Origin of the sequence: Listeria immobilis (genome assembly GCF_014322765.1) — a bacterium.
In the GTDB taxonomy this organism is placed as follows: Bacteria; Bacillota; Bacilli; order Lactobacillales; family Listeriaceae; genus Listeria; species Listeria immobilis.
Genome location: NZ_JAASTZ010000018.1, coordinates 1 through 23,463 on the forward strand (window position 1 = coordinate 1; position 23,463 = coordinate 23,463).

The 23,463-nt window shown below is 37.8% G+C and carries 24 protein-coding genes and 1 riboswitch; all 24 genes read right to left on the reverse strand.

Annotated features, from left to right (window positions below; translation table 11 throughout):
- Positions 1-599: 599 nt before the first annotated feature.
- The 24 genes from HCJ50_RS12700 to HCJ50_RS12815 all read right to left on the reverse strand — a co-directional run bounded on the left by HCJ50_RS12700 (position 600) and on the right by HCJ50_RS12815 (position 23,452).
- Positions 600-1,046, reverse strand: a complete 447-nt coding sequence (locus tag HCJ50_RS12700; RefSeq protein ID WP_185347592.1) for a cupin domain-containing protein — start codon at positions 1,044-1,046, stop codon at positions 600-602.
- Complete coding sequence (eutH, locus tag HCJ50_RS12705; protein WP_185347590.1) at positions 1,039-2,160, reverse strand: ethanolamine utilization protein EutH; 1,122 nt, start codon at positions 2,158-2,160, stop codon at positions 1,039-1,041. The genes HCJ50_RS12700 and eutH overlap by 8 nt, the downstream gene beginning before the upstream one ends.
- Before the next feature lie 15 nt (positions 2,161-2,175).
- The gene (locus tag HCJ50_RS12710; protein ID WP_185347588.1) at positions 2,176-2,721 is read right to left on the reverse strand and encodes an ethanolamine utilization microcompartment shell protein; all 546 of its coding nucleotides are present in this window, start codon (positions 2,719-2,721) and stop codon (positions 2,176-2,178) included.
- Positions 2,714-2,983: a EutN/CcmL family microcompartment protein gene (locus HCJ50_RS12715; RefSeq protein WP_185347586.1), complete on the reverse strand. Its 270-nt coding sequence runs from the start codon at positions 2,981-2,983 to the stop codon at positions 2,714-2,716. Before HCJ50_RS12715 ends, HCJ50_RS12710 begins: the two co-directional genes overlap by 8 nt.
- Positions 2,984-2,997: 14 nt before the next feature.
- Positions 2,998-3,570, reverse strand: coding sequence for a TIGR02536 family ethanolamine utilization protein (locus HCJ50_RS12720; RefSeq protein ID WP_185347584.1), 573 nt, complete (start codon positions 3,568-3,570; stop codon positions 2,998-3,000).
- Positions 3,567-4,208 carry an ethanolamine utilization phosphate acetyltransferase EutD gene (eutD, locus tag HCJ50_RS12725; protein ID WP_185347582.1) on the reverse strand — a complete coding sequence of 214 codons (642 nt, stop codon included), beginning with the start codon at positions 4,206-4,208 and terminating at the stop codon, positions 3,567-3,569. The genes HCJ50_RS12720 and eutD overlap by 4 nt, the downstream gene beginning before the upstream one ends.
- Before the next feature lie 12 nt (positions 4,209-4,220).
- Positions 4,221-4,976 (reverse strand): cobalamin adenosyltransferase, encoded by a 756-nt coding sequence (locus HCJ50_RS12730; RefSeq protein WP_185347580.1) that lies wholly within the window; start codon positions 4,974-4,976, stop codon positions 4,221-4,223.
- Between the two features lie 165 nt (positions 4,977-5,141).
- The gene (locus HCJ50_RS12735; protein ID WP_003719393.1) at positions 5,142-5,426 is read right to left on the reverse strand and encodes a BMC domain-containing protein; all 285 of its coding nucleotides are present in this window, start codon (positions 5,424-5,426) and stop codon (positions 5,142-5,144) included.
- Between the two features lie 31 nt (positions 5,427-5,457).
- The gene (locus HCJ50_RS12740) at positions 5,458-6,918 is read right to left on the reverse strand and encodes an acetaldehyde dehydrogenase (acetylating) (RefSeq protein ID WP_185347578.1); all 1,461 of its coding nucleotides are present in this window, start codon (positions 6,916-6,918) and stop codon (positions 5,458-5,460) included.
- Positions 6,918-7,415 (reverse strand): BMC domain-containing protein, encoded by a 498-nt coding sequence (locus HCJ50_RS12745; protein ID WP_185347576.1) that lies wholly within the window; start codon positions 7,413-7,415, stop codon positions 6,918-6,920. The genes HCJ50_RS12740 and HCJ50_RS12745 overlap by 1 nt, the downstream gene beginning before the upstream one ends.
- 14 nt (positions 7,416-7,429) lie before the next feature.
- A complete protein-coding gene (gene eutL, locus HCJ50_RS12750) occupies positions 7,430-8,083 on the reverse strand; it encodes an ethanolamine utilization microcompartment protein EutL (protein ID WP_185347574.1) in 654 nt (217 codons plus the stop codon).
- Positions 8,084-8,105: 22 nt separating this feature from the next.
- Positions 8,106-8,987: an ethanolamine ammonia-lyase subunit EutC gene (gene eutC, locus HCJ50_RS12755; RefSeq protein ID WP_185347572.1), complete on the reverse strand. Its 882-nt coding sequence runs from the start codon at positions 8,985-8,987 to the stop codon at positions 8,106-8,108.
- A gap of 19 nt (positions 8,988-9,006) precedes the next feature.
- On the reverse strand, positions 9,007-10,371 hold the full coding sequence (locus tag HCJ50_RS12760) for an ethanolamine ammonia-lyase subunit EutB (protein WP_003721574.1): 1,365 nt from the start codon (positions 10,369-10,371) through the stop codon (positions 9,007-9,009).
- A gap of 41 nt (positions 10,372-10,412) precedes the next feature.
- Positions 10,413-11,834 carry an ethanolamine ammonia-lyase reactivating factor EutA gene (gene eutA, locus HCJ50_RS12765; protein WP_185347570.1) on the reverse strand — a complete coding sequence of 474 codons (1,422 nt, stop codon included), beginning with the start codon at positions 11,832-11,834 and terminating at the stop codon, positions 10,413-10,415.
- A 90-nt stretch (positions 11,835-11,924) separates the two neighbouring features.
- Positions 11,925-13,382 carry a sensor histidine kinase gene (locus tag HCJ50_RS12770; protein ID WP_185347568.1) on the reverse strand — a complete coding sequence of 486 codons (1,458 nt, stop codon included), beginning with the start codon at positions 13,380-13,382 and terminating at the stop codon, positions 11,925-11,927.
- Positions 13,375-13,956 (reverse strand): ANTAR domain-containing response regulator, encoded by a 582-nt coding sequence (locus HCJ50_RS12775; protein WP_185347566.1) that lies wholly within the window; start codon positions 13,954-13,956, stop codon positions 13,375-13,377. The genes HCJ50_RS12770 and HCJ50_RS12775 overlap by 8 nt, the downstream gene beginning before the upstream one ends.
- A 271-nt stretch (positions 13,957-14,227) precedes the next feature.
- Entirely contained in the window at positions 14,228-15,367 is a 1,140-nt protein-coding gene (locus HCJ50_RS12780) for a 1-propanol dehydrogenase PduQ (protein WP_185347565.1), read from the reverse strand.
- A gap of 384 nt (positions 15,368-15,751) precedes the next feature.
- Positions 15,752-15,901, reverse strand: a riboswitch (adenosylcobalamin (AdoCbl) riboswitch).
- Positions 15,902-15,956: 55 nt separating this feature from the next.
- A complete protein-coding gene (locus HCJ50_RS12785; RefSeq protein WP_185347563.1) occupies positions 15,957-16,832 on the reverse strand; it encodes a GHMP family kinase ATP-binding protein in 876 nt (291 codons plus the stop codon).
- Positions 16,822-17,907 (reverse strand): threonine-phosphate decarboxylase CobD, encoded by a 1,086-nt coding sequence (gene cobD / locus HCJ50_RS12790; RefSeq protein WP_185347561.1) that lies wholly within the window; start codon positions 17,905-17,907, stop codon positions 16,822-16,824. The genes HCJ50_RS12785 and cobD overlap by 11 nt, the downstream gene beginning before the upstream one ends.
- Before the next feature lie 12 nt (positions 17,908-17,919).
- The gene (locus HCJ50_RS12795; RefSeq protein WP_185347559.1) at positions 17,920-19,113 is read right to left on the reverse strand and encodes an acetate/propionate family kinase; all 1,194 of its coding nucleotides are present in this window, start codon (positions 19,111-19,113) and stop codon (positions 17,920-17,922) included.
- Between the two features lie 67 nt (positions 19,114-19,180).
- Complete coding sequence (locus HCJ50_RS12800) at positions 19,181-19,885, reverse strand: MIP/aquaporin family protein (protein WP_185347557.1); 705 nt, start codon at positions 19,883-19,885, stop codon at positions 19,181-19,183.
- Positions 19,886-19,911: 26 nt separating this feature from the next.
- On the reverse strand, positions 19,912-21,030 hold the full coding sequence (locus HCJ50_RS12805; protein ID WP_185347555.1) for a 1-propanol dehydrogenase PduQ: 1,119 nt from the start codon (positions 21,028-21,030) through the stop codon (positions 19,912-19,914).
- A gap of 16 nt (positions 21,031-21,046) precedes the next feature.
- Complete coding sequence (locus HCJ50_RS12810; RefSeq protein WP_185347552.1) at positions 21,047-22,450, reverse strand: aldehyde dehydrogenase family protein; 1,404 nt, start codon at positions 22,448-22,450, stop codon at positions 21,047-21,049.
- Positions 22,451-22,456: 6 nt separating this feature from the next.
- Entirely contained in the window at positions 22,457-23,452 is a 996-nt protein-coding gene (locus HCJ50_RS12815; RefSeq protein WP_185347551.1) for a cob(I)yrinic acid a,c-diamide adenosyltransferase, read from the reverse strand.
- Between the last annotated feature and the right edge of the window lie 11 nt (positions 23,453-23,463).

The window sequence follows — 23,463 nt, forward strand, 5'->3', positions numbered from 1 at the left end:
TAAGCTTTGGCCGAATCATATGCTTTTCCTTTTAAAAAAGGCTCGAGGGTGAACTGACTGATTGCTTGTTGGATTGCCTCATAACCCTCTAAATGTTGTTGGCAAACTTGGCTGGTACTCGTCGCTTGGGCTTTCGATTTAGATACATACATATCAATACTCATGGTTTTGTTTTGCCTCCCGTTCCATCTATTCGTATCCTCTCTTCTTTTGTTAGGAGTCCATTCTCCTGTTCTTATTATATCATTCACAAATGGAAATGCTAGAAAAAAACATAGACCAAAAGCCCTAAATATGTTATTGAACTGTTGTATATTCTGTGCAATAATCAACATGTAGATACTGTTCGTTATCTACTTTATTTTTATTCAACTTTTGCACCGCTTGATACTATTCCTTCATCCCGTTTTTGTCTCTAGTAAATATAGTAGTAACGCTAAGCATAGACTTAGCATCAGACTGTAGAAAAAGTGAGAAATGAACCGACCCCCAAAAATCTAACTTTTGGGGGGCGGTTCATTATGAAAAAAGACTATGCCTTTTTATTTTTTTCTACAGTCTGGACCGATTCTAACTACTGCTAGAATCGGTTTTCTCTATTATTGTGACTGCCAATCAGCCGGGTAAGTAACATAAACAAATCTTGCTTCACCAGTAACAGAGAACTTGATTTTGCTTCCTTTTGGAATGAAAATAATTTCTCCTGGACCTGCTGAAACGGTTCTGCCATCAATAATAACATCTAATCTACCTTCAATTATATAATCCACTTCATCATAATCTAAAAACCAATCAAATGTTGTATCTTTCATTTCCATTAAGCCAAAACCTAGTCGTTTGCTTTCTTCTAATGTGACTAAATCTTTTGTATACACTACGTCACTAGGATTTCCAGTGTCTAATCGATCTTCTTCTGCCACTTTTACTTCTGGAAGTTTGATAGATAAAATGCCACTAACATCCACTTGCTTCGTTGTATTCCCCATTTTTTCTAAAACTACTTGTTTGACTAATTGTTCTAATAACTCTTTCGTAATATCAGCCATTATTTTTCACCGCCGTTTGCTCTTTTGCTTTATTTTTCTTCATCATTCGGTTAGCCATATAAATCGCTACCCCAACAGCTGTAACCCCACCAACTAATTTTCCGACAATCATTGGGAAAATCATATCTTTGGCAACACCAGCTGTAAAGCCTAAATGATCTCCGAGAACGAAGGCAGCAGACACTGCAAAAGCGACATTGATAATTTTTCCGCGTTCATCCATATCTTTCAGCATTTGAAGCATAGGAATACTATTTGCCAAAGTTGCGACCATACCAGCAGCAGCAACTTCATTCATTCCAAGTAATTTACCCATTTTCATTAATGGTTTATTGAAAAGTTTTGTGATAACAAATACTAAACAGAAGGCTCCTGCTAGTACAAGGGCGATACCACCAACGATTTCAATCCCTTCACTTACTGGTGCAATTCCTGGAATAATAGTTAAGCCAGTTAATTGTTGAATCGCTCCAGCAACCAGTCCGATTGTTGCAACAATAACTACACCTTTTCCAAAAATAGTGAAGCCTTTAATCATTGCTTCTGGTTTAAACCAAAGCCCAATCATAATTAATACTGCTACTAAAATAATTGGTACTAAGTTTTTAAAAATCATGATTGGTGAGAAGCCAGCTACAAGTCCGCCAATTAAACAACCAATTGGAATCGTAATAATACCAGATAATACACCTGTTGCTAAATATTTGTGATCTTCTTTTTTAATAATTCCTAATGCTACTGGAATTGTAAAAACAATCGTTGGTCCCATCATAGAACCTAAAATAGCTCCGGCAAAAAGCCCAGCATCTGGTGTTAACGCAAGTTCTTGAGCTAGTGCAAAACCACCCATATCATTTGCTAAAAGTGTTGTTGCAAACATCGCCGGATCTGCTCCAAGTGCTGTATAAATTGGCACAACAATTGGACTTAAAATTTTTGCTAAGACTGGGGCAAGTGTGATAATCCCAACCATGGCAAGCGTTAGCGATCCCATCGCCATAATTCCTTCTTCAAACTGTGCTCCTAAGCCAAATTTATTCCCAATAATTTTGTCAATGGCGCCAAGAATCATAAATATTACCATTAAATATATAATAATTTCATTAATGCTCAAAAGTGTTCCTCCATTCTATAGATAGCGTTTTAAAAGTTCATCAGGAGAAGGAATAATCGTGTGATGTATCACCTTTTTTGGTTCAGCAGTTTTGATAAGAATCTGCATCCCTTCCTCGATAGCACTAACTTCCCCTGTAAAAACAGCAACAAATTTCCCACCAATCGAAGCACCAAGCGTCATCCGTTTTAAATGAATATCCGCCTTTTTTAGCGCTTCATTAACAGCATTTAAACCAGCTCCTAATTGACTGATTTCGATAATTCCAACTGCATCAATATCAACTTTAGGGTGTTTATTCTGTAAAAAATTGAGCAATTCTTCATGCACTAAATGAAGTATGTAAGAAGAAACATGAAATTTCCCAGCCTCTTCTTTTGCATGTTGCATTGCACTAGTAAGTTCTCCAGAAGCACCTTGCAAAATAATTAAAAATTTACCTGGACAAGTGGGACGAAAAGTAAATAAAGTTACATTTCCGGTTTTTAAAAAATTATCTGCCATTTCATAACCTTTACTTATACTTCTGAGTTCAAGAATACCTAAGGATTGTTCAGCCATCACGTTCTACCGAGTCAATAATGCCAACGATACATGCATCTACTGGAATAGTATTATCTCCCGTTGATGCCCGTGCTGCGCTACCAGTTGTAACAAGAACGATATCGCCACTTCCTGCTCCGGCATTATCAGCTGCCACGATGGAATGTCTTACATCTTCCACTTCATCGGTACAAATCTCTACAAGTAGTAATTTTAAACCATTTAGTTTTTCATCTTTTCTCGTTGCCCATAAACTTCCGGTAACTTTTCCAATTTGCATGTGGCTCTTCCTTCCTAACTTTCTTTAATGCTAATTCGGTGTTCCTCTAAATAGTCTTTTGCTAGTGGAGTTAAGAAACTTCCCGCTGGCAAAATAAATTCGCTTTTATTCTTCGTAAGATTAATAACATCTTGTTCGCTTATAACTTTGCTTATTTTCACTTCTTTTACCGGACTGTCGATAAATTCTACTCCAAAACGAACGAGTTTTTCTTCATATTCTTGAAGAGCTTGTCTAATAGCATATTTAGCAGAATGTTTATAATCCTTTGCTTTAATTCCACTTTTCAACAACCAAATAGGACGTCCTTCTAAAAGATGTTCTACAGTAAATTGTTCTTTTTTGTTCATAGGTGCAAGCAAACTAATTCGAGCTAGTTCGGCGATTTCGATTTCTTCTAATAATAAAATGTCACAAGTGCGTTCAGAACGATCATAAAGCGAAACTTGATATTCTTTTTGATAACACTGTCTGAGAGTGTGTTCTGAATCCTGCCCCATGATAATCATTTTTTTATCTGGAAGTTGCAAACGGCGCATAACTTCCTCAGTGACGGCTTTTATAAGAGCTTCTATATCCATACTCATTTTGCCTTTGTTTTCTTAATGATTTGACCTCGAATTCCTTTTTTAAAGCCGCATGCGTTGGCTTCGTCATAATCAATATGCATATATGTAGCAAAATCAGGGCTAATTCGAACGACCACATCATCAAAAATAAGCGGTCTGTCGCCATTAATTTTCACTTGCACAATTTCGCTTTGTATTACTTGTTGTTTTTCTGCATCTTGTGGTGTCATATGAATATGACGTTTGGCAACAATAAGTCCTTCAGATAATTGAACACTATTTTTTGCAGATAATAGTAAAATCCCAGGCGTTCCAGCTATGTCTCCACTTTCACGAACTGGTGCTTTTATACCAAGTGCAGTACCATCTGTAGCACTAATTTCTACTTGTGTTTTTTTACGGATTGGTCCAAGAATTACCACGTTATGAATGACGCTTTTTGGTCCAACAATACTAATTCTTTCTTTACAAACATATTGACCTGGTTGAGAAAGATCACGGAAATGTGTAAGTTCATACCCAGTTCCAAATAGTGCATCGACAGTTTCACGATCTAAATGTACGTGACGACCAGATGCTTCTACTTCGACGCCAGTTTCTAATAGTGCCCGGCGAGTGACTTCTTCAATAAGGCTTGTTATTAACTCATTATTCATGAATAAGCCTCCTTACTTTTTATATTCACCAGTTCTTACACGAAACATAAGTATCCAAAATAAGCTAGATAATCGGTTAAGCGCTTCGATAATATCTGGTCTTTTTATTGAATAATCCGCTTCCTTAAATGCCGTAAAAGCAGCAAGTTCGGTTTCGCGAACCATTGTTCTTAATTTGTTTAAATGAATTACAGTACTTCCCATTGTATAATCGGGCATAAAGTGGGGCATTTGATAATATTTTTTCGGATTATGACTACGTTCTCGCAGTTCTTTTTCATCCATTCCAAGCAAATTAATTGTTTGGATTGGCTCGTTTAAAACTTCTGACCGAACAATATTTCTTACAAAGTTGAGGATTTCTTGTAAATCTTCTGCAAGTTTTTTAAATTCAGAAGCAACCGAACACTGAGTTTCCAATATTTCTGCTTCTAATGTATCTAATTTTCCGCGGAAAGCGATTTGTGGATGATCTTTAAACACAAGCAGATTGCCGCGCAAATGTGTCATATGCTCTGGCTTCTCATCTAATGCGCCACCATAAATCGTTTGAAATTTTGCACGCGACATTTCTTTTTTTACTGGTTCTACTTCTACTTTAGTTTCTGTAACTTCATCAATATAACAAAGGTCGATTTTCTTTTCAGATAGAAAACTCTTGGCTGATGGTGTGATAATCGTGCCTTTTTTTATATCTAGTTTTTTCTTTGTTTTTAAATCGGTGTGTAAGTAGGCTTTTCGTAACTCTTCTTCTGTCAAAATAGCCAAAGAACCACATCCTTTTGTCCCATTTACAATTGGTGTTAGTAATGATGGGAAGCTTTGTCTTACTTAAATTTAGGAAAAAGCGGAAGTTTGCGGCATTTTCTTTGGAGTCTGATGGAACTCTTGCCTTCGCTAACGCTTCTTCCTGATTGATGTTAGAATTTTGTCTTATTCAGCGCTTTTTGGTAAAATTGCATCTACTTCGCTGTGTGGACGTGGGATTACATGTACGGATAATAATTCTCCAACACGTTCTGCTGCTGCTGCGCCGGCATCTGTTGCTGCTTTTACTGCGCCAACATCGCCGCGAACCATTACTGTTACTAGACCGCCACCAACTTGTTCTTTACCCATAAGTGTTACGTTCGCTGCTTTCACCATTGCGTCTGCTGCTTCTACTGCTCCTACTAAACCTTTTGTTTCGATCATACCTAATGCGTTTGCGTTTGCCATTTTAAAATTCCTCCAATTAGTGTTTTATTTTTTATTTTAATTCTGCTAAAACTTTTTCGACTAAACTTTGGATGAGTGCATCTGCATCAGCCGGAAGTTCAGATGTTGCTTGGTTTTCTTCTTTACGAATGTCTTCTAATTCTCTAACTCCTGTTGCGATACGGCGAATGTTGAATAGATTTTCTGGTCCGATATTGTCAGACGATGAACTTCCACCAACTGCCCCACAACCGAGTGTTAAAGCAGGTACTAAGTTTGTTGTTGCGCCAATTCCGCCAAGTGCTCCTGGTGTATTAACAAGCAGACGAGAAACTGGTTTTTTCAGTGCGAATTCGCGAATGATTGCTTTATCTTCGGAGTGGATAATTAAAGTATGACCAGCTCCTTCATGATAAAGAATATCCATGCTAAGTTCGCAAGCATCTTGCCAAGTTTCCGCTGTATAAAACGCCAAGATTGGTGCTAATTTTTCTCTTGAATAAGGGATTTTAGCGCCCACTTTTGTTTCTTCAGCGATAAGCACTCTTGCGTCAGCCGGAACAGTTAATCCGGCAAGGTTAGCGATATGTTGCACGCTTTTACCAACGATGGCAGGATTCATTGAGCCATTTGGACGTAAGATGAATTTACCAAGTTGAACAGCTTCGGCATCGGATAAGAAATGCGCCCCTTGCTTTCTAAATTCAGCAATTACAGCTTCTTTATTCACTCGTTCCACTACAACAGATTGCTCAGATGCGCAAATCGTTCCGTTGTCAAACGTTTTTGAATCAAGAATATGTTTTACTGCTTGGGGTATGTTAGCACTACGTTCGATAAATGCTGGACCATTACCTGGACCAACGCCAATTGCTGGAGTACCAGATGAATAAGCGGCTTTTACCATTGCAGAACCACCTGTAGCAAGGATTACTGCTGTATCTTTATGTTTCATCAGTTGATCTGTTCCTTGAATTGTTGGAACAGTCATACAGCTGATAGCCCCTTTTGGACAGCCAGCTTTTTCTGCTGCTTCACTAATAATTCTCACTGTTTCAAGAATTGCTTTTAGTGCATTTGGATGTGGAGAAAATACGATACTATTTCCTGCTTTGATAGAAATAAGTGTTTTGTAAATAACAGTGGATGTTGGGTTTGTTGATGGAATTAATCCTGCAACTACGCCCAGTGGAACTGCAACCTCCATTACTTGCTTTTCGTTATCTTCTTTTAACATACCAATGGTTTTCATATCTTTGATGTAATTGTAGACGTGCTTGGAAGCGAAGACGTTTTTAATTACTTTGTCTTGCCAAATTCCAAAACCAGTTTCTTCATGTGCCATTTTTGCGAGTTTTTCGCGCGCATCATAACCGGCATCTGCTATCGCTTTTACAATTGTATCAATTTGTTGTTGGCTCATTGCAGCAAGCTCTTTTTGTGCAGTGTTAGCTGATTCAATGAGGCTTCGAACTTCTTGGATTGAGCGTAAGTCTTTATCTTCTAGTGCCACTAGTTTTCACTCCTTCCATAAATATCTTTTAGTGCGTGAACAAGTTTATCTTTGTTCGCATATTTAATCTTGCTTTTTGGAATAGGCACATTAGCTAATGTGTAAGCAAGTTTCCTTAAATCAATAACTTTCATTTCGCGAAGTTTCTTTTCTGTTGCATCGGTTGTTGTTTTTACTTCCGCTACTTCTTGAATAACTTCACTTGTTTCTTCTTTTTCTTGCTCTTTTGGGACAAAGAGTGATTTGGTTTCTTCACTCATTCTTGCTATCACATGACTAGAAATGAGACAACCTAAACTTTCGGTTGCTGCTTTTCCTGCTTCGACTGCTGCATTTACTGCGCCAACATCACCAGTTAATTCAACGGTAGTTAGTCCGCCTTTAATAACTTCACATTTAATGAGTTCCACATTGGCTGCTTTTAAACAAGTATCGGCAGCGACTACAGCTCCAAGGAAACCAGTAACTTCAATTAAACCGAGTGCTTCATTTGGCATTTATCAGCACCACCTTAATATTGAAGTGGATTTTCAGCCACATTTTCTACTGCCATTTTGAACGCATCACAAGCAGCTTTACATGCAGATTGACTACCTGTTAAAAGTGCTCCGCCGAAGTTTGTTTCGGATGGTGGTCCGTAGAAAGTTCCAATTGTTACATCTGCTGCTTTAAGTGCTGCGTCTAATGCGTACATTGCTTCAAGTGGAGGTGCGATTAAGTAAGCAATCGCTTCACCTTCTGCTACGTTTGCTTCTTTGGAAAGGAAAGTTCCAGTTCTTGATACACAGTGCGCAAAGTAAGGTACACTATCATCTTCATTAGCACTAACAAAACTAGCACCATTTTCAATGAAGTCTACTGCAACTGATAGACCACTTTTTACTTCTGCTGGGCTAGGTCCGGCGATAATACCGATGACTTCACCAGCTAATTTTGTTGATGCATTTAAAGCACCAGCATACATACTTTTCGCATATACAACATCAACTTCTGCTGCTTTTGTTGCTTCATCAAGTGCTGTGTATGTAACATCATCACAATCAGATGTAATAATACCTAGGCTTCTTTGATGTGGTTTTAAGTCTAGTTGTTTAAATAAACCGTTGTCTACATTTGATACAACTTTGACACTTAAAACGGATGCAGGTAATTTATCATTTTTCATGAAGTTTCCTCCTCTAACTCGCTTATTTTAAATCAATACCAGAACATTTTTTCTCTAACATATCGTGAATTAATTCAGCAATATAGGCACCTGCTTCTACTGGTGGAGTTCCGCCGCTATGAATATTAGAAATAACTGTACGACGAGCTTCTGGCATACCAATAGTTGGTTTGTAAGCAATATAAGCACTCATGGATTCAGCAGTTACAAGTCCTGGGCGCTCACCTACAAGTAAGCAAACTACGTCAGCACCGGTAATTTCGCCGATTTGATCCATGGATGGTACACGACAATGTTTGACAAAAATAATGTTATCGAAATCTAGGTTGTACATTTTTAGACCTTGTTTAATAGATGGCAAAATGTCTTTGATGTTAGCCTCGATTGCCGCTGAACTAAGTCCATCCCCAACAACAATTTGTAGTTTTGCATTTTTAGTTGTATTGGTACGAATAACTTCTACCATTTCCTCAGAGAACTCACGACCTAAGTCTGGACGAGTTAAGTATTCATCTTTATCTTGGCATTTAGTACCAACTGGGATAAAATTCATTTCTTTGATTAAATCCTCCGAAACATAAGAGAACACGGAGTCTTGCGCTACTGCATGGTCCGCACGGAAACGAAGAATTGTTTCTGTTTTATAACGTGGACCGGCACGCCATAAACCTAGTCTAGCTGGCGTCATTTGCTTCATCTTCAAATAGCCTTCGCGGTCAGCTGGTTCTGGGACAAGTAATTGTTTTTTTATGTCTACTTCAGTTATATCTGGAACGCTTCCTTCTGATACAACTGTTTCAGTCGCTGCTTTTGTCGGCATTACTGACGCTGTTTCAGTTGCTTTCCCACTAGACATTTCCGTTAAAATGCCTTCAATCATTTGTTTTAATTCTTGTTCGTTCATCGCTTTATTCCTCCCTTCCTTATTTTAGGAAAATAGATGCATCTCCAGCACGGCTAGTTAGTTTACCATTTTCGCTGAAGCCCATTTTTTCCATCCACTGATCAAATTCTTTAATAGGTTTTAAACCAAATAATTCGCGTAGAGTGGCTGTTTCATGGTACCCAGTTGTTTGATAGTTAAGCATAACGTCATCACCGTGAGGAATACCCATAATAAAATTACATCCTGCTGCTGTTAAAAGTACGGATAGATTTTCTACATCGTTTTGGTCCGCTTTCATATGGTTCGTATAACAAACATCACAACCCATTGAGATACCAGTTAATTTACCCATGAAATGATCTTCTAGACCGGCACGAATAACTTGTTTGGAATCATATAAATACTCTGGTCCAATAAATCCAACAACCGTATTAACTAAGAATGGATCAAATTTCTTCGCAAAGCCATAACAACGAGCTTCCATTGTTACTTGGTCTACACCGAAATGTGCATCAGAAGAAAGTTCAGAACCTTGGCCTGTTTCAAAATACATCACGTTTGGTCCTGTTGCAGCACCACTTTGAAGTGCTAATTGTCTCGCTTCTTCAATGGTTGCTCCATCAAAACCGAAAGCAGTATTTCCTTTTTCAGAACCGGCAATAGATTGGAACACAAGACCAGTTGGAGCGCCGCGACGCATTGCTTCCATTTGAGTCTTCACATGTGCTAATACACAAGTTTGCGTTGGCACGTCCCATTTGCTACGGAATTCTTCAAATTTATTTAGTAACCGAACAACGCTATCTGTAGAATCATCTACTGGATTAAGTCCGATTACTGCGTCGCCGATTCCATATGTTAACCCCTCCATTAGTGATGCAAGGATACCGTCTGGATCATCTGTTGGGTGGTTCGGTTGTAGTCTAGCAGAGAATGTTCCTGGAAGACCGATTGTTGTGTTTGCATGAGCGATTACACGGATTTTTTTTGCTCCATAAATTAAATCTAAATTGGACATTAATTTGGTTACAGCAGCAATAATTTCTGATGTAAGTCCACGCGCGACACGTTTAATGTCAGCGTCTGTAGTTTTATGATCTAAAATCCACTCCCGCAATTCTTCCACTGTCCAATTCTTAATGGAATCATGGATACGATCGTTTACTTGGTCTTGAATAATACGTGTTACCTCATCTGTTTCGTATGGGACAACAGGATTATTACGCAAATCACCAAGTGTCATCTTAGAAAGCACTACTTTTGCAGCTACTCGTTCCTCTGCAGATTCAGCAGCAACTCCAGCTAAGCGATCGCCTGATTTTTCTTCGTTTGCTTTTGCCAACACATCCGTGATGGATTTAAATTGATATGTATGGCCGAATAAATTCGTTTTTAAAATCATTCGATAAATCCTCCTCTCAAAATTAAAGCTATATATATGGATCAGTTAAAGACTAGGGTTTTTACTACAACTGGTAGTACTTTCCCGTCAGCAACTGGTTTTCCTATATCAATATAATCACCATTATCAACTTTGACACTATCCAAGCAAATAAGTGGATAGCCAGCTGGTAAATGCCCGAAAATACTTTGTCCGAGGGCTTTTGCCATATCGTGCCAAGTAATGATAATTAATGGATGACCAAGTGCGATTGGTTCTTTCATTCCTTCACAAATGGCTTTTGCATATTCTGTAACTGTTTGGAAACTCGGGCTATTTTCGCCTTCAATCGCGAGTGCAATTCGTTCCATTTCATTATCTATTTTGAACCAGTTTAGTTTTTCCTGGATGATTTCTGCCATTTGCTCTTTCTCTTCTTGTTTGGCAAGTTTCAAAATCGGAATATTTTTCACTGGGAAAATTTTTTCGGTGTAAGTAATGGTGCTACCACTAATTTCGGCTGTATGTGAACCGGCTCCGACTACAGTTGCTCGTATGGTTTCGACAGATTCGATATACTTTTTTTCGGTCATCAGGCTAGATTCTGCTATCTCCTTGCCTAGTAAAAGACCAATATCTCCGTATCTAAATGGATCAGTTAACGCTCCAGTTGCGATACAATCTGCCACCCCGCCGGAAAAGGAAATAGCTTCCATTTCATTGGTTTGTTTTAAGCCTTTATTGGTGATAATTGTTTCATAAAAGTCATTTGCTGCCCCAAGTCCCACACTATTTTTAAGTAATTCAACCATTTCACCTAAAATTGGTTGTAAATTTTCTGGCGAAGTAGTTGCACCAAGCATAATAGGATAACCACGCTTTTCGATTAATGCTTGGATTTTGGGTGCTATATAGGTAATTTTTTTAGTTTCACGGTCGACTTTGATTAATCTGCCACCAATATCTAAACATGCTGTATCAATTAGTTCGCCACGATCAAACAATGATAAGTTTGTCGTCCCACCACCAATATCTAAGTTCACTACAGAAGTATTATTTTCTTTGGAATAGGTATGTGCGCCTGCTCCTTTCCCAGCGATGATACTTTCTAAATCTGGTCCAGCAGTTGCTACAACAAAATCCCCAGCAAAGCCGCTCATAGCATCAAGAACATTACTGGCATTATCTTTTCGAGCTGTTTCGCCTGTAATAATTACTGCTCCCATGCCGATGTCTTCTTTTTTTATACCTGCATTAGCGTATTCTTTTGTTACAAAATCGCGAATTGCTTCTACATCAATCATGTTATCCGCGAGTATTGGCGTAAATAGTATTTCACTTCTGAAAATGATTCGTTTATCTGAAATAACAATTCGTGGCACGGTAAAGCTTGATGCCATATTTTGAATTTCTAGTTCTGATAATATTAGCTGCGTTGTCGATGTTCCAAGGTCAATTCCTACACTTAAAATCGTTTCCGCCAACCCATTCACTCCTCTCATTCCAAAAAGAAAAAGCTTAAAGACAAATAACGTTATCGTTACTTGGCTTTAAGCTTCATCGCTTTTTCATCACTACTTCTTTGTAGCGTGGATAGAATTGTATTTAAAATCAAACATTGTTTTCGTCCCATGTTCATTTGATTCAATCGTTACTTTGCCGCGAAGTTTATCTTTTATGTAGCTTTTTACAATCGAAAGTCCGAGGCTCTTCTCAGAAACTTTACGAACGTTAAAGCCATGTCCATTATCAGTTACTTCGGCATGAATAATATTTTTTTCTTCTTTTATTTGTAGTAAAATTTCACCTGATTCATTTGGATGAAATGCGTGATCATAAGAGTTTTGTAATAGCTCATTCATGACTAGAGCAAGTGCAACGGTTCGATCACTATCCAAATAAATTCGTTTATCAATATCCATCCGCACTGCTATTTTAGGGCAATCAGTACAGCATCTTTCTACATTGTAAGCCACCGTTTCGATTACCATATATAAGTTGATGCCGTCTTCCATTTGCTTTGATAGCAATTCGTGCGTTGCGGCAATGGCGAGAATTCGACTAACGCTCTCATTTAAAATCTTTTGTGCCTCCACGCTTGTTGACCTACGCCCTTGAATTCGGAGCAGCGATACAACAGATTGAAGATTATTTTTAACACGATGGTGAATTTCACGAATGGCAACTGACTTTGATACGATCTCGGCTTCTTTTACTTTAATATCTGTTATATCATGTAAGATGAGGATAAACCTACATTCCTGTGCATCATCTTCTTTGACAAAAATTTGCTTCATTATGAAATAGTTACCAGCAATGACCACTTCTTTTTTTAGCTGAATAGGCTGTTTACCAGTTTCGATTTGGTACATAATCGCATCAAACATCATTTGATCCAGCGATAAATTATCATAATGCATTCCGTGGATATTTTCCATGTACCCAAGTCGTTCATAATACTGATCGGCTGCATAATTCTTTTGTTGTAAAATACCATTTCTGTCAAAAATTAAGATTGCATCATCAAGTTGATCCGTAATAGAGTCTGTTAATTTACTCATTGCAGACAAGGTAGTTGAGACATCTCGATAGGCCATATCTTCCGTATCAATTTCAAAATGTGCTTTAATTTCTGCACTTATATCCTTTTCTAAAATCAAGACAGCGATAACTCGTTGCTTATTTCGAATGGGATACACTTTTTGACGAATTAAAACATTTTCTTGTGTTTTTGCAAGCAGATCATTGGAATTCATTCCCGTTTCGAGTGTTCTCAGTACACCTGGTTCATTACTTCGAAGGGCTGTTTCTCCAATGACAGTGTTTTTATAAAGTGAGTTGGTTGTTTTTGGTGGTGTATGGTGGACTACGAGTGCCTCATTTGTTAGCTTATTATAAACATCAATAAAAACATCCACGTCTTGATACATCGCTGACTTACTTAGAGATTCTGCTGTATGAATCAATTCGTCAATATCATACTCGGCTAAATCAGTATAGCGTAAACACATTTCTCTAATAGTGTTAGTCATCGCTCATCACAATCGTTTCTGCAATTTCCATCATTGGGCAACGTTTATCCATGCTTAAGTTTCGAATCATATTATAGGCTTCTTCCTCTGTGATGTTATTCTCAATCATAAGCACACCTTTTGCTTTTTCAATCACTTTTCGTTCTTCTAATTTTTTGGTTAGTTTTTCTAATTGCTGTTCTAGTTTTCTTGTTTCTCGTCCTTTGGCAATACTCATTTCAACTGTTGGAATTAAACTTTTTTCGTCAAGCGGTTTTACTAAATAGCCTAATGCTCCGAATCCTTTTGCTTTTTCCGTGTTTTTTGGATCACTAAACGCGGTTAGTAAAATAATCCCGCCAGCAAGGCCTTCTGAAATAATTCGTTTCCCTGCTTTCAAACCGTCTAAGAGTGGCATTTGAATGTCCATGATGACTAAATCTGGTTGATGGCTTTTGCAAAGTTCAATTGCTTCAAAACCATCTGTCGCTTCCCCTACAACTGTGTAGTTCGCTTCTTCCAGTATGTCTCGGATATCCATTCTTGTAATAGGTTCATCATCGGCTATTACAATTCTTCCATTCATTCCTGTCACGTCCTCTTTTTTTGCTATAAGTTAATTCGTACAAAAGATGTTCGAATCACTATTAGAAGCATTTACTTGAGCGAAAGAGTTAAAGAGCTAGAGAAAAAATCTCCAAGAAAATAGAAAGAGCCCCTTAAAAATATTGTGTAATATTTTTGAGGGAGCCCCGTTGCTCTGCTATATTTATTATTCCACACGTCTTTGTGCTCGGTTCTATTATAAGGTAGCATGAAAACGATGTCAATAGGTTATTTATTTCACAACTAGAAATAACTTAAAATTAAGCAAGCATTTTTTCCAAGATAGCACTTACGTCTGTTTCTGTAGGTATTCTCGGATTAGTTGCTGTACACCCGTCATTTAGCGCACCTTCTGCAATTTGTGAGCTATATTCATTTAATTCTGTGCGACTAATACCACATTCTGCTAAAGTCGTTGGCATATTCAATTTCTTTTGAAGCTGTTTAATCGCATTAATTAAACTCCGCACGCCAAGTCTTGTGTTAGAAGCGGGCATTTTAAGTATTTTCGCAATCGCTGTATAACGTTCTGCTGCACGGCTGTTTGGATTGTTACCAAAATCACTTGTTAGTCCAGCATTATAGCTAATAACATGCGGTAATAATAATGTGTTCATACGACCATGTGGAATTTTAAATTTAGCTCCTGCTGTATGTGCAATTCCATGATTTAAACCTAATGAAGTAATATTAAAAGCCATTCCCGCAAGACAAGAAGCATTGTGCATTTTTTCGCGCGCTTCTAAATCATTTCCATCTTTGTAAGCACGTTCTAAATAGGTGAAGACTAGCTGAATTACTTTTTCCGCCATGGCATCTGAATAATCATTGGCTTTAGTTGAAACATAGGCTTCTAGTGCATGCGTAAGTACATCCATTCCTGTATCCGCAGTAATTGCTGGTGGAACTGACTTAACCAAATCCGCATCCAGAATAGCTTCATCTGGTAAAATAGCATCCGTAATAAGTGGATATTTAATGGCTTTTTCTTTATTGGTAATGACAGAAAAACTGGTCACTTCTGAACCCGTTCCACTAGTTGTCGGGATAACGATAAATGGCATTGCGCGCACCGTACCTAGTTTTTGTCCGAAAAATTTCATTGCTTTCGCTGCATCAATCGCTGAACCACCACCAATAGCAATCATTAAATTAGCATCACATTGATTTAAAACTTCAATTCCAGCCACTACATTTTCAATTGGCGGATCTGGGATGATTTCACTAAAAATAGTGTATGTATTGGATGGATCAATTTTTTCTGTAATTGCATTAATCATGCCCGAACTAACCATAAATGGATCTGTTACAATAAAAATTTGTTTGTCTTTAAAATCTAGTAAACGATCTGTTGCTCCTTGGCCAATATAAAGGTCTGTTTTAAAACTAACTTTTTGCATGAGATTACCTCCTAAATTTTTTAAAAACTAAAAAAGAAGCTTTGAGTAGAGGGTTTTCCTCTTTCAACTCAAAGCTTCTTTGCTAAGTAAACAGCACGCCTTTGTACTGTAAAATATTTTATTTGTCCACTTTATTAAAAACCAAACGAGTGGAAATGTCAAATCTTTTTTGTTAATAGGCAATGTAGATACGCTCTTTGTATCCCTCTTTTCAACGTTGAAAAGACCATTGCCCACTATAAACTTAAGCGGTGCACTTCTTTGTGCGCATGGTGCTTGGTAAATGATAAATCCAGCTCAATTCTCGGCACCAAAACCATTACAGTGGGCTTATTTGCTAAAAAACAAATAAAAAAGCCCCAGTGAGACAACTACACTGGAACCAAGAATTGTATTTGCTTTGCCTCGAAGCAGTACAACCAGTTAAAACAAATAGATAAAAGACCTGACTTAGAGCGTCTAACTCCTTACAGTGGCGGGACCGTGCTGGATTTTCACCAGACTTCCATTATCTATTAGTTTGTATGAGCGAATTCATTTACCACCGTTATTATAGCACAAATACATTGCTATGCAAGAAAATTTTGCTTCAACTACTTATTTGAACTCCGCCAGTCGTCCATTCCCGAAAATAATATCTGCTGTAAAAAGTAGTGATATAGCGCCGTTCTAGTTCAAATAAAATTTCGAGCGGATCGATTTTCTGCTGTTCATAAAATATACCAACAACGGTTCCACTATGAGAAACATTAACACCTGGTAAATCAAGCTGTTCGATAACTTCAAGTATTTCTTTAAAAAAAGGTTTAGCTAAAATGGTTTGATTACATGTTGCGCTAATGGTGGCCGCTTCTCCAAGTAAGGAAATCGAGTGTTGCTCAACTGCTTGTTCAAAAAGCGCGAATCCGTGTGCCAACTTCTCCTCATTTTGTAACAATTGCTTTTGATGACTTTCCTGCCTAAAAATGGCTGTTTCGAGAATAGTAAGTGGCTCTAAAACTACCACGCCTAACTTTGGTAACCAATTAGTGGAATGAATCGTAATCCCTTCTAAATGGTCAAATAGTGTGAGAGTTGGAAAAATAGTGCTATCAGTTGGTTCGAGTTGTAGACATAGTTTAGCAATTTCTGTATCTGTTACCGGTTGCTTTAACCAGCTAGCTGTTGCGCCAATTGTAGCAGCAATATCCGCTGTAGAGCTTGCCATTCCTTTAGCGACAGGAATGGTTGATTTTACTTGAAGTGAAACATTTGGCCGCTCATTTTTAGGCACACCAAAATGCTCACAAGTTAGATGAAATGCGCGCCATGCTTTCGTTTCACCTGTACTAGGAGCAACTATTTTATCGGATAAAGTGACTTCGGAAAACCAATTGATTGGATAGGAAATTAATTTTTCGCCACCTTGTATCCACCCCTGTAAAAGCTCGCCACATGAAGCTGGACATTTTGCTTTAACTTCCACTGAAAATCACCTCAAGCGCTTGTAAAAGTTGCTGATTATCGCTGCGGTTTTTGACTGCTACGCGGTAATAACGCTCGGATAAACCACGATAGTTAGCACAACTGCGGATAAAGATTTTTTTAAGTAATAATTCTGTTCGCAAGTCACACTTTTCCTCAAGATGAAAGAAAATGTAATTAACACTTGGTTTATATACCGTTAGTTCTGGAAATTTTTTTAGCCCATCATATAAGTATGCTCGCTCTATTGAAAGCCAGCGATAAGTTTGCTCTATGTATTTTTCATCATCCAATAAACATTGTCCCGCGATGTCCGCAAACGTATTTATCGACCATGGTTCGCGAATTTGGAGCAATGCCTCCTGAATCATTTGATTTTTGGTTAGTAGATAACCTAGGCGTAACCCAGGTATTGCAAAAAATTTCGTAAAAGCACGAATTATAACTAAATGTGAAAATTCCGCTAAATAATGTACCATCGAAACATGCTCACTTGCTTCTAAAAAATCTATAAAAGCTTCATCAATAATTAGATAAATGTTTCTTTCTTCACATAATTTGGCAATCTGTATCATTTCTTTTTGACTGATTAACTGCCCTGTCGGATTATTAGGATTACAAAGACAAACAGCCTCTAAATCTGCTTCACGTTTAATTATTTCAAATACGGTTTCAAATGCAGCAAAATGGTTTTCTTTGGAAAGTTCGGCATAAATAACTTCCGCACCACAAAATGCACGTTCATATTCCGCAAAAGTAGGCGCAAGTATTAGAACTTTTTGCGCCTGTGTTACTTTTGCTATACCAAAAATTAATTCTGTTGCCCCGTTTCCAGGGATAACATTAGAGATTTCAAGTTGATGAAATGACGCAATACGCGCACGGAGCGCCAAATAATCAGGTTCTGGATACTCAGTTAACTTATCCAGATTTTCTGCTATCTTTGTTTTTAAACTAGCGGGAACGCCTAATGGATTAATATTTGCGCTAAAATCAAGCACTATTTCTTTTGTTAATCCATGTTGTTTTGCCAGTTCACCGTAGTTCCCTCCGTGTGCAGCTGTCGTCATTTTCACCAAAAATCGCTCCTATCTTGTCGGTTGTTTCGCATAATTTTCCACATCACGGGCGATCATTAATTCCTCGTTAGTTGGAATGATACAAACTTTTACCGCTTGATTATTTTCGCTAATTATCATATCACCCGCATTATTTTTTGTCACATCACAAGTTACACCAAGATAGCTTAGTTGTTCTGTAACCATCTTACGGATTAATGGAGAATTTTCACCCACACCAGCTGTAAATAGTAGCGCATCACAGCCATTCATTGCTGAAGCATAGGCGCCAATATAATTACAAATTTGACCAGTGAACATTCTAAGTGTTAATAAAGCTCGGGAATTTCCTTCTCCAGCAGCAATTTCAATATCTCTAAAATCACTAGAAATGCCAGATACACCAAGAACACCAGATTCAGTGGACATCATTTGGACAACTTCATCCAAGCTATAGCCTAGTTCGTCCACTAAATACGGTATGATTGTCGCGTCAATTGTACCAGAACGTGTTCCCATCATCAACCCTGCATTGGGCGTGAATCCCATCGACGTATTCACAGATTTCCCACCTTCAATCGCACAAACACTAGCCCCATTGCCTAAATGACAAGAGATGATTTTTAATTTTTCTAAAGGCTTATCAAGAACTTCTGCTGCTTTTCCGGCAACATATTGATGACTTGTCCCATGAAAACCATATTTTCGAATGTGATGTTTCTCATAAAGTGCATAAGGAAGTGCATATAAGAAATTTTCTTCTGGAATTGTTTGGTGAAAAGCGGTATCAAATACAGCCACAGATATAGCATCCGGAAGCAACTCACGGAATGTTTTAATCCCAATAATATTAGCTGGATTGTGCAAAGGAGCAAGACTTGTAACTGACTCAATTCCTTTTACCACTTCATCTGTTACGATACAGGATGAAACAAAATCTTCCCCACCATGAGCAACCCGATGACCGACTCCAGCGATTTCTGAAAGATCTTTTATTACTCGGTGTTTTTTTAATTGGTCAAGTAAAATTTCTACTGCTTCTCCGTGGTTCTCGATTTTACAAACTTCTTTCATTTTTTCATTTTGAAAGGACATGTTGAATATGGCACCTGGTAATCCAATTCTTTCAATTAAACCCTTCACTATCACTTCTTCTCCCGGCATTTCAAAAATCTGGAATTTCAGTGAAGAACTCCCTGCATTTATCGCCATAATTTTTTGCATAATGATCCGTCCTTTCTAATCTTTAAAGGAGTAAACAACGAATTGGTCGTTTACTCCATTGTTTTTTTTATAGTAAAATGTTATAAAGTCCAATGGCTAGTAAACCACCGATAATTGGCCCTACAATTGGAATCCAAGCATAGCGCCAGTCAGATCCACTTTTATTTGGAACTGGTAATAAGAAGTAAGCCAGTCTTGGCCCAAAATCACGTGCTGGGTTGATTGCATAGCCTGTTGTTGGTCCAAAACTCATTCCGATTGCTACTACAAGAAAACCAAGAATAAGCGGGTTTAATCCATCAGTGAAATTATTTGCACCAATCATTAGTAAACCAAAAATAAACGCAAAAGTCGCAATGATTTCACTAATTAAGTTGAATGGTGTATTTCGAATGGCAGGTCCAGTAGAAAAAATACCATGTGTATCAATTTCTTTTGGCGTTGCTTTGAAGTGTGGATAGTAATGTAAAATAACGATGGATGCACCTACAAAAGCACCCGCAATTTGAGCAATAATATAAGGCACTACATCTGCCCAAGGAAAACCTCCGCCTACTGCAAGCGCAATAGTTACTGCAGGATTTAAATGAGCACCACTATATGCTCCTGCTATATATATCCCAATCATTACTGCGAAGCCCCAACCAAATGTTACAACAACCCAATTGGCACCTTGTGATAAAGATTTATTCAAGTTCAGTCCTGCTAAAAGCCCATTCCCAAACATAATCAAAACCATCGTACCAATAAATTCCGCCAAATATGCTGACATAGTTTATCCTCCTTTTTTATCTTTCTTTAAATAATTTGTTCTAAAATCTCTTTTAGTTCTTGATGCGATGGTGTTGTAGGACTGGTTGGCAAACAAGCATCTTTAAGCGCATTGGTCGCAATTTCATCCATTTTCGCAAATACTTTTTCTTTTGCTACACCCGCCTCTGTTAATGTTCGTGGCATTTGCATATGCTCCATCATTTGACCGATTCGTTCTCGCAATAATCTAACAGCCGTTTCATTTGAGTCAGATCTAGAAGCAATGCTACAAATCCGTGCCATTTCTGCATATTTTTGCTCAGTTTCTCGATTTTTAAATGCATTAAAACGAATAACGGCATCGAGTAAAATCGCATTGGCTAAACCATGTGGAACATGAAATTGAGCACCTAATTGATGCGCGATGCTATGATTTAAGCCAAGATTAGCACAATTAAAAGCCATTCCAGCCATTGTGGAAGCATTGTGCATTTTCTCACGGTTAAGTAAATTACGACCATCATCATAACAACTGGTTAAATATCGCAATGTTAGTTGAACACTTTTTTCACCTAAAGCATCTGTGTAATCACTAGCTGCTTTTGAAACATAGGCTTCAATAGCATGAGTTAATACGTCCATTCCTGTATTTGCAGTAATTGCCGGTGGTACAGTGACAACTAATTGCGCATCTAGAATAGCCATATCTGGAATTAATTCATCAAGGAACAATGGATATTTAATTTTCGTAGTCGGATCAGTAATTACTGTTGCGGCTGTTACTTCAGAACCAGTTCCACTCGTTGTAGGAATAGCGATAAATGTTTCAATATTGATTTTTTCTAATCGTTTGGCAAAATAATAAATTCCTTTTGCTGTATCAATGGCGGAACCACCACCAAAAGCAATCATCACTTGTGGCTGAAGTTTACCAGCTTCACTCACCCCACTTGCAACTTTCGAAATGGGAGGATCCGGAACAACATCTGTAAAAATATGCACATTATTAGTTGTATCAAGCTTACCAATTAAACCTTGCAAGCCCTCACCATCTGCTAAAAAACGGTCACAAATTATCCAAACATTTTTATTTTTAATTTCTGTTAAAACTTGTAAACTATTTGTGCCAAAAGCCACTTTTGTCTTGATTTGAAAGCTATTCATTTACTTTTGCCTCCTCTTACCGAATCGAAAAACCATCTGTTAAAACACAACGGCGACGTCTAGCAAAATGACGAGCAGTTGTTGTGCCTTCCCCAGTAGGTGTCGCGATAGTGAAAGTTGCGCTACCTTCTCCACCAAAGCCAAGACCTGCAAACGATGGTCCATTTTTCACGAAAATAGATGTTTGCATATCGCGCGCTGCTTTGTTTAATCTAGAAATATTTTGCGAATGCATGGTTGCTGTATGATGCAATCCTTGCTCTAATTCGATTGCTACTTCTAAAGCTTGATCAAAGTCTTTTACTCTTACAACTGGAACAATTGGCATTAAAAGTTCTACGGTCGCAAATGGATGTGATTTATCTGTTTCAACAATAATTAATCTTGGTGTAAAATCACAAGCTATTCCTGCTTCTTTTAGAATCTCCGTTGCACTTTTTCCGACTAATTTTTTATTGGTAGCTCCTTTTTCAGTAACAGCTACTTTTTCTAATTTTTGAATATCACTTGGATTAGTCACATGTAGTGCGCCATTTTTTTCCATTTGGAATAATAAGAAATCTGTAATACTATCGACTGCTACGACGCTTTTTTCAGCAATACATAAAATATTATGATCAAAAGAAGCTCCTGCTACAATATCCGCTGCGGCTTTTTCAATGTTTGCTGTTTCATCTACTATAGATGGTGGATTTCCAGCGCCTGCTCCAATCACTTTTTTCCCAGATTGCATTGCTTGAAGAACTACTCCTGGTCCACCTGTAATGACAAGTAGTGGGACTTTCGGATGGTTCATCATTTCTTGCGCTGCTTGAATGGAAGGTTTTTCTACTGTAACGACTAAATTATCAATGCCACAACTTTCGCGAACAATTGTATTTAATTTTTCGATTAACCATAACGAAATATTTTTAGCACCTGGATGTGGGCTATAAAATACAGCATTACCCGCAGCAAGCATCCCAATTGTATTACAAATTAATGTTTCTGTTGGATTCGTACTTGGCGCAACTGCTCCAATAACACCATATGGAGAAAGTTCATAAAGCGTCATGCCATTATCTCCAGTTGCTACTTCTGTATAAAGATCTTCTACTCCTGGTGTTTTTTCAATTGCTAAAGTGTTTTTCAAGATTTTGTCTGCTACATTACCCATACCTGTCTCTGCAACAGCTCGTGTAGCTATATTTTCGATTTCTGGATAAAGTGCTGTGCGAATTGCTTGTACAACATTTCTACGGTCTTCCAGCGATTTTTCTTTAAAACAGTTTTGTGCGATTACTGCCGCTTGAACGGCTTCATCAACCGTGTCAAAAATACCACTTTTTGCCCCTGTTTTTATTGCTGGTTCTTCATTTTGACTGGTTAATTTCTCTAAAAGAACTTTTTTTACCAGTTGTTCAAGTTCTAATGCTTCCATACTGAATTACCCCTTCTCTATCATTGATAATGCTTTTTTGGCAATGCGTATATCTTGCTCCACAGATCCACCACTTATTCCAATTCCACCAATTATCGTTCCATTTGACGTATAAATTGGAACCCCTCCGCCAAACGTTACAATATCTCCGTTCGTCAAAGTTTCTAATTGATAAAGCTCGGCACCTGGCTGAACTGCTTCTGCTAAATTTTCTGTACTTGTTTTCATAGCTACTGCCGAATAGGCTTTTTTTGTTGCAAGTTCCGCACTTACTAGGAGAGCATGCTCCATACGGTAATTAAACCTTGTATTACCGTGCGCATCAACTACTGCCAACGTGACTGGAACACCTTCTTCTTCAGAGATAGCACAAACATGACGCATTAATTTTTCACAAAAGGAAAAGGATAGTTCTGTCGTTTTGGACGGTTCTTTTTCAGTTTGCTTTAAGTATCTCTCAACAATTAATTTAGTTGCTTTATCGAGCATTTGTCTAAAATCTTCTTCTCTGGCAAGGATGTATAAGCAATCTGATAAACGATTGACATATTTTAATATTTCCATTCTAACTGGAGTTTGTTCTGCAAAACGAACTAATAATCGTTCCGCGCGTCTTGCTATTGTGCGAGCACTATGTAAAAATGCTCCTGCTGTACTAGAACCTGGTAAAACAAAACTGTCTACTTTGGGTAATTTGGTCGAATAATTGTCGATGATTTTTTCCAAATTACTAATGTCATCTTGTGTGATTATAATCTTGTCATTAAGTGCTGCTTCATTTTCTGTTGCAAGTTCTGCGCAAAGATAAAATAATTGTCGTTCGATATTTCGAAGTAACGTTTTATTTTCAGCAGAAGTTACAAATTTTTCAGCAACACTAATTTCGGCATTTAATTCATCAAAAGAACCATATGTCTCCACACGATCATCATATTTTTTCACACGACTTCCATCAAATAGCGCAGTAGTGCCTTTATCGCCAGTTTTTGTATAAATACTCATGAGTTTATCAC

Coding starts and splice junctions, on each gene's coding strand:
- HCJ50_RS12805 (WP_185347555.1), bottom strand. CDS start 21,030: ATGAATAGCTTTCAAATCAAGACAAAAGTGGCTTTTGGCACAAATAGT.
- HCJ50_RS12735 (WP_003719393.1), bottom strand. CDS start 5,426: ATGGCAAACGCAAACGCATTAGGTATGATCGAAACAAAAGGTTTAGTA.
- eutL (WP_185347574.1), bottom strand. CDS start 8,083: ATGAAAAATGATAAATTACCTGCATCCGTTTTAAGTGTCAAAGTTGTA.
- HCJ50_RS12815 (WP_185347551.1), bottom strand. CDS start 23,452: ATGAGTATTTATACAAAAACTGGCGATAAAGGCACTACTGCGCTATTT.
- HCJ50_RS12795 (WP_185347559.1), bottom strand. CDS start 19,113: ATGCAAAAAATTATGGCGATAAATGCAGGGAGTTCTTCACTGAAATTC.
- HCJ50_RS12810 (WP_185347552.1), bottom strand. CDS start 22,450: ATGGAAGCATTAGAACTTGAACAACTGGTAAAAAAAGTTCTTTTAGAG.
- HCJ50_RS12720 (WP_185347584.1), bottom strand. CDS start 3,570: ATGAGTATGGATATAGAAGCTCTTATAAAAGCCGTCACTGAGGAAGTT.
- HCJ50_RS12745 (WP_185347576.1), bottom strand. CDS start 7,415: ATGCCAAATGAAGCACTCGGTTTAATTGAAGTTACTGGTTTCCTTGGA.
- eutD (WP_185347582.1), bottom strand. CDS start 4,208: ATGAATAATGAGTTAATAACAAGCCTTATTGAAGAAGTCACTCGCCGG.
- eutC (WP_185347572.1), bottom strand. CDS start 8,987: ATGAACGAACAAGAATTAAAACAAATGATTGAAGGCATTTTAACGGAA.
- HCJ50_RS12800 (WP_185347557.1), bottom strand. CDS start 19,885: ATGTCAGCATATTTGGCGGAATTTATTGGTACGATGGTTTTGATTATG.
- HCJ50_RS12770 (WP_185347568.1), bottom strand. CDS start 13,382: ATGACTAACACTATTAGAGAAATGTGTTTACGCTATACTGATTTAGCC.
- HCJ50_RS12710 (WP_185347588.1), bottom strand. CDS start 2,721: ATGGCTGAACAATCCTTAGGTATTCTTGAACTCAGAAGTATAAGTAAA.
- HCJ50_RS12715 (WP_185347586.1), bottom strand. CDS start 2,983: ATGCAAATTGGAAAAGTTACCGGAAGTTTATGGGCAACGAGAAAAGAT.
- HCJ50_RS12760 (WP_003721574.1), bottom strand. CDS start 10,371: ATGATTTTAAAAACGAATTTATTCGGCCATACATATCAATTTAAATCC.
- HCJ50_RS12780 (WP_185347565.1), bottom strand. CDS start 15,367: ATGCAAAAAGTTAGTTTTAAAACAGACCTTTATATTGGCCAAGGAGCA.
- HCJ50_RS12700 (WP_185347592.1), bottom strand. CDS start 1,046: ATGGCTGATATTACGAAAGAGTTATTAGAACAATTAGTCAAACAAGTA.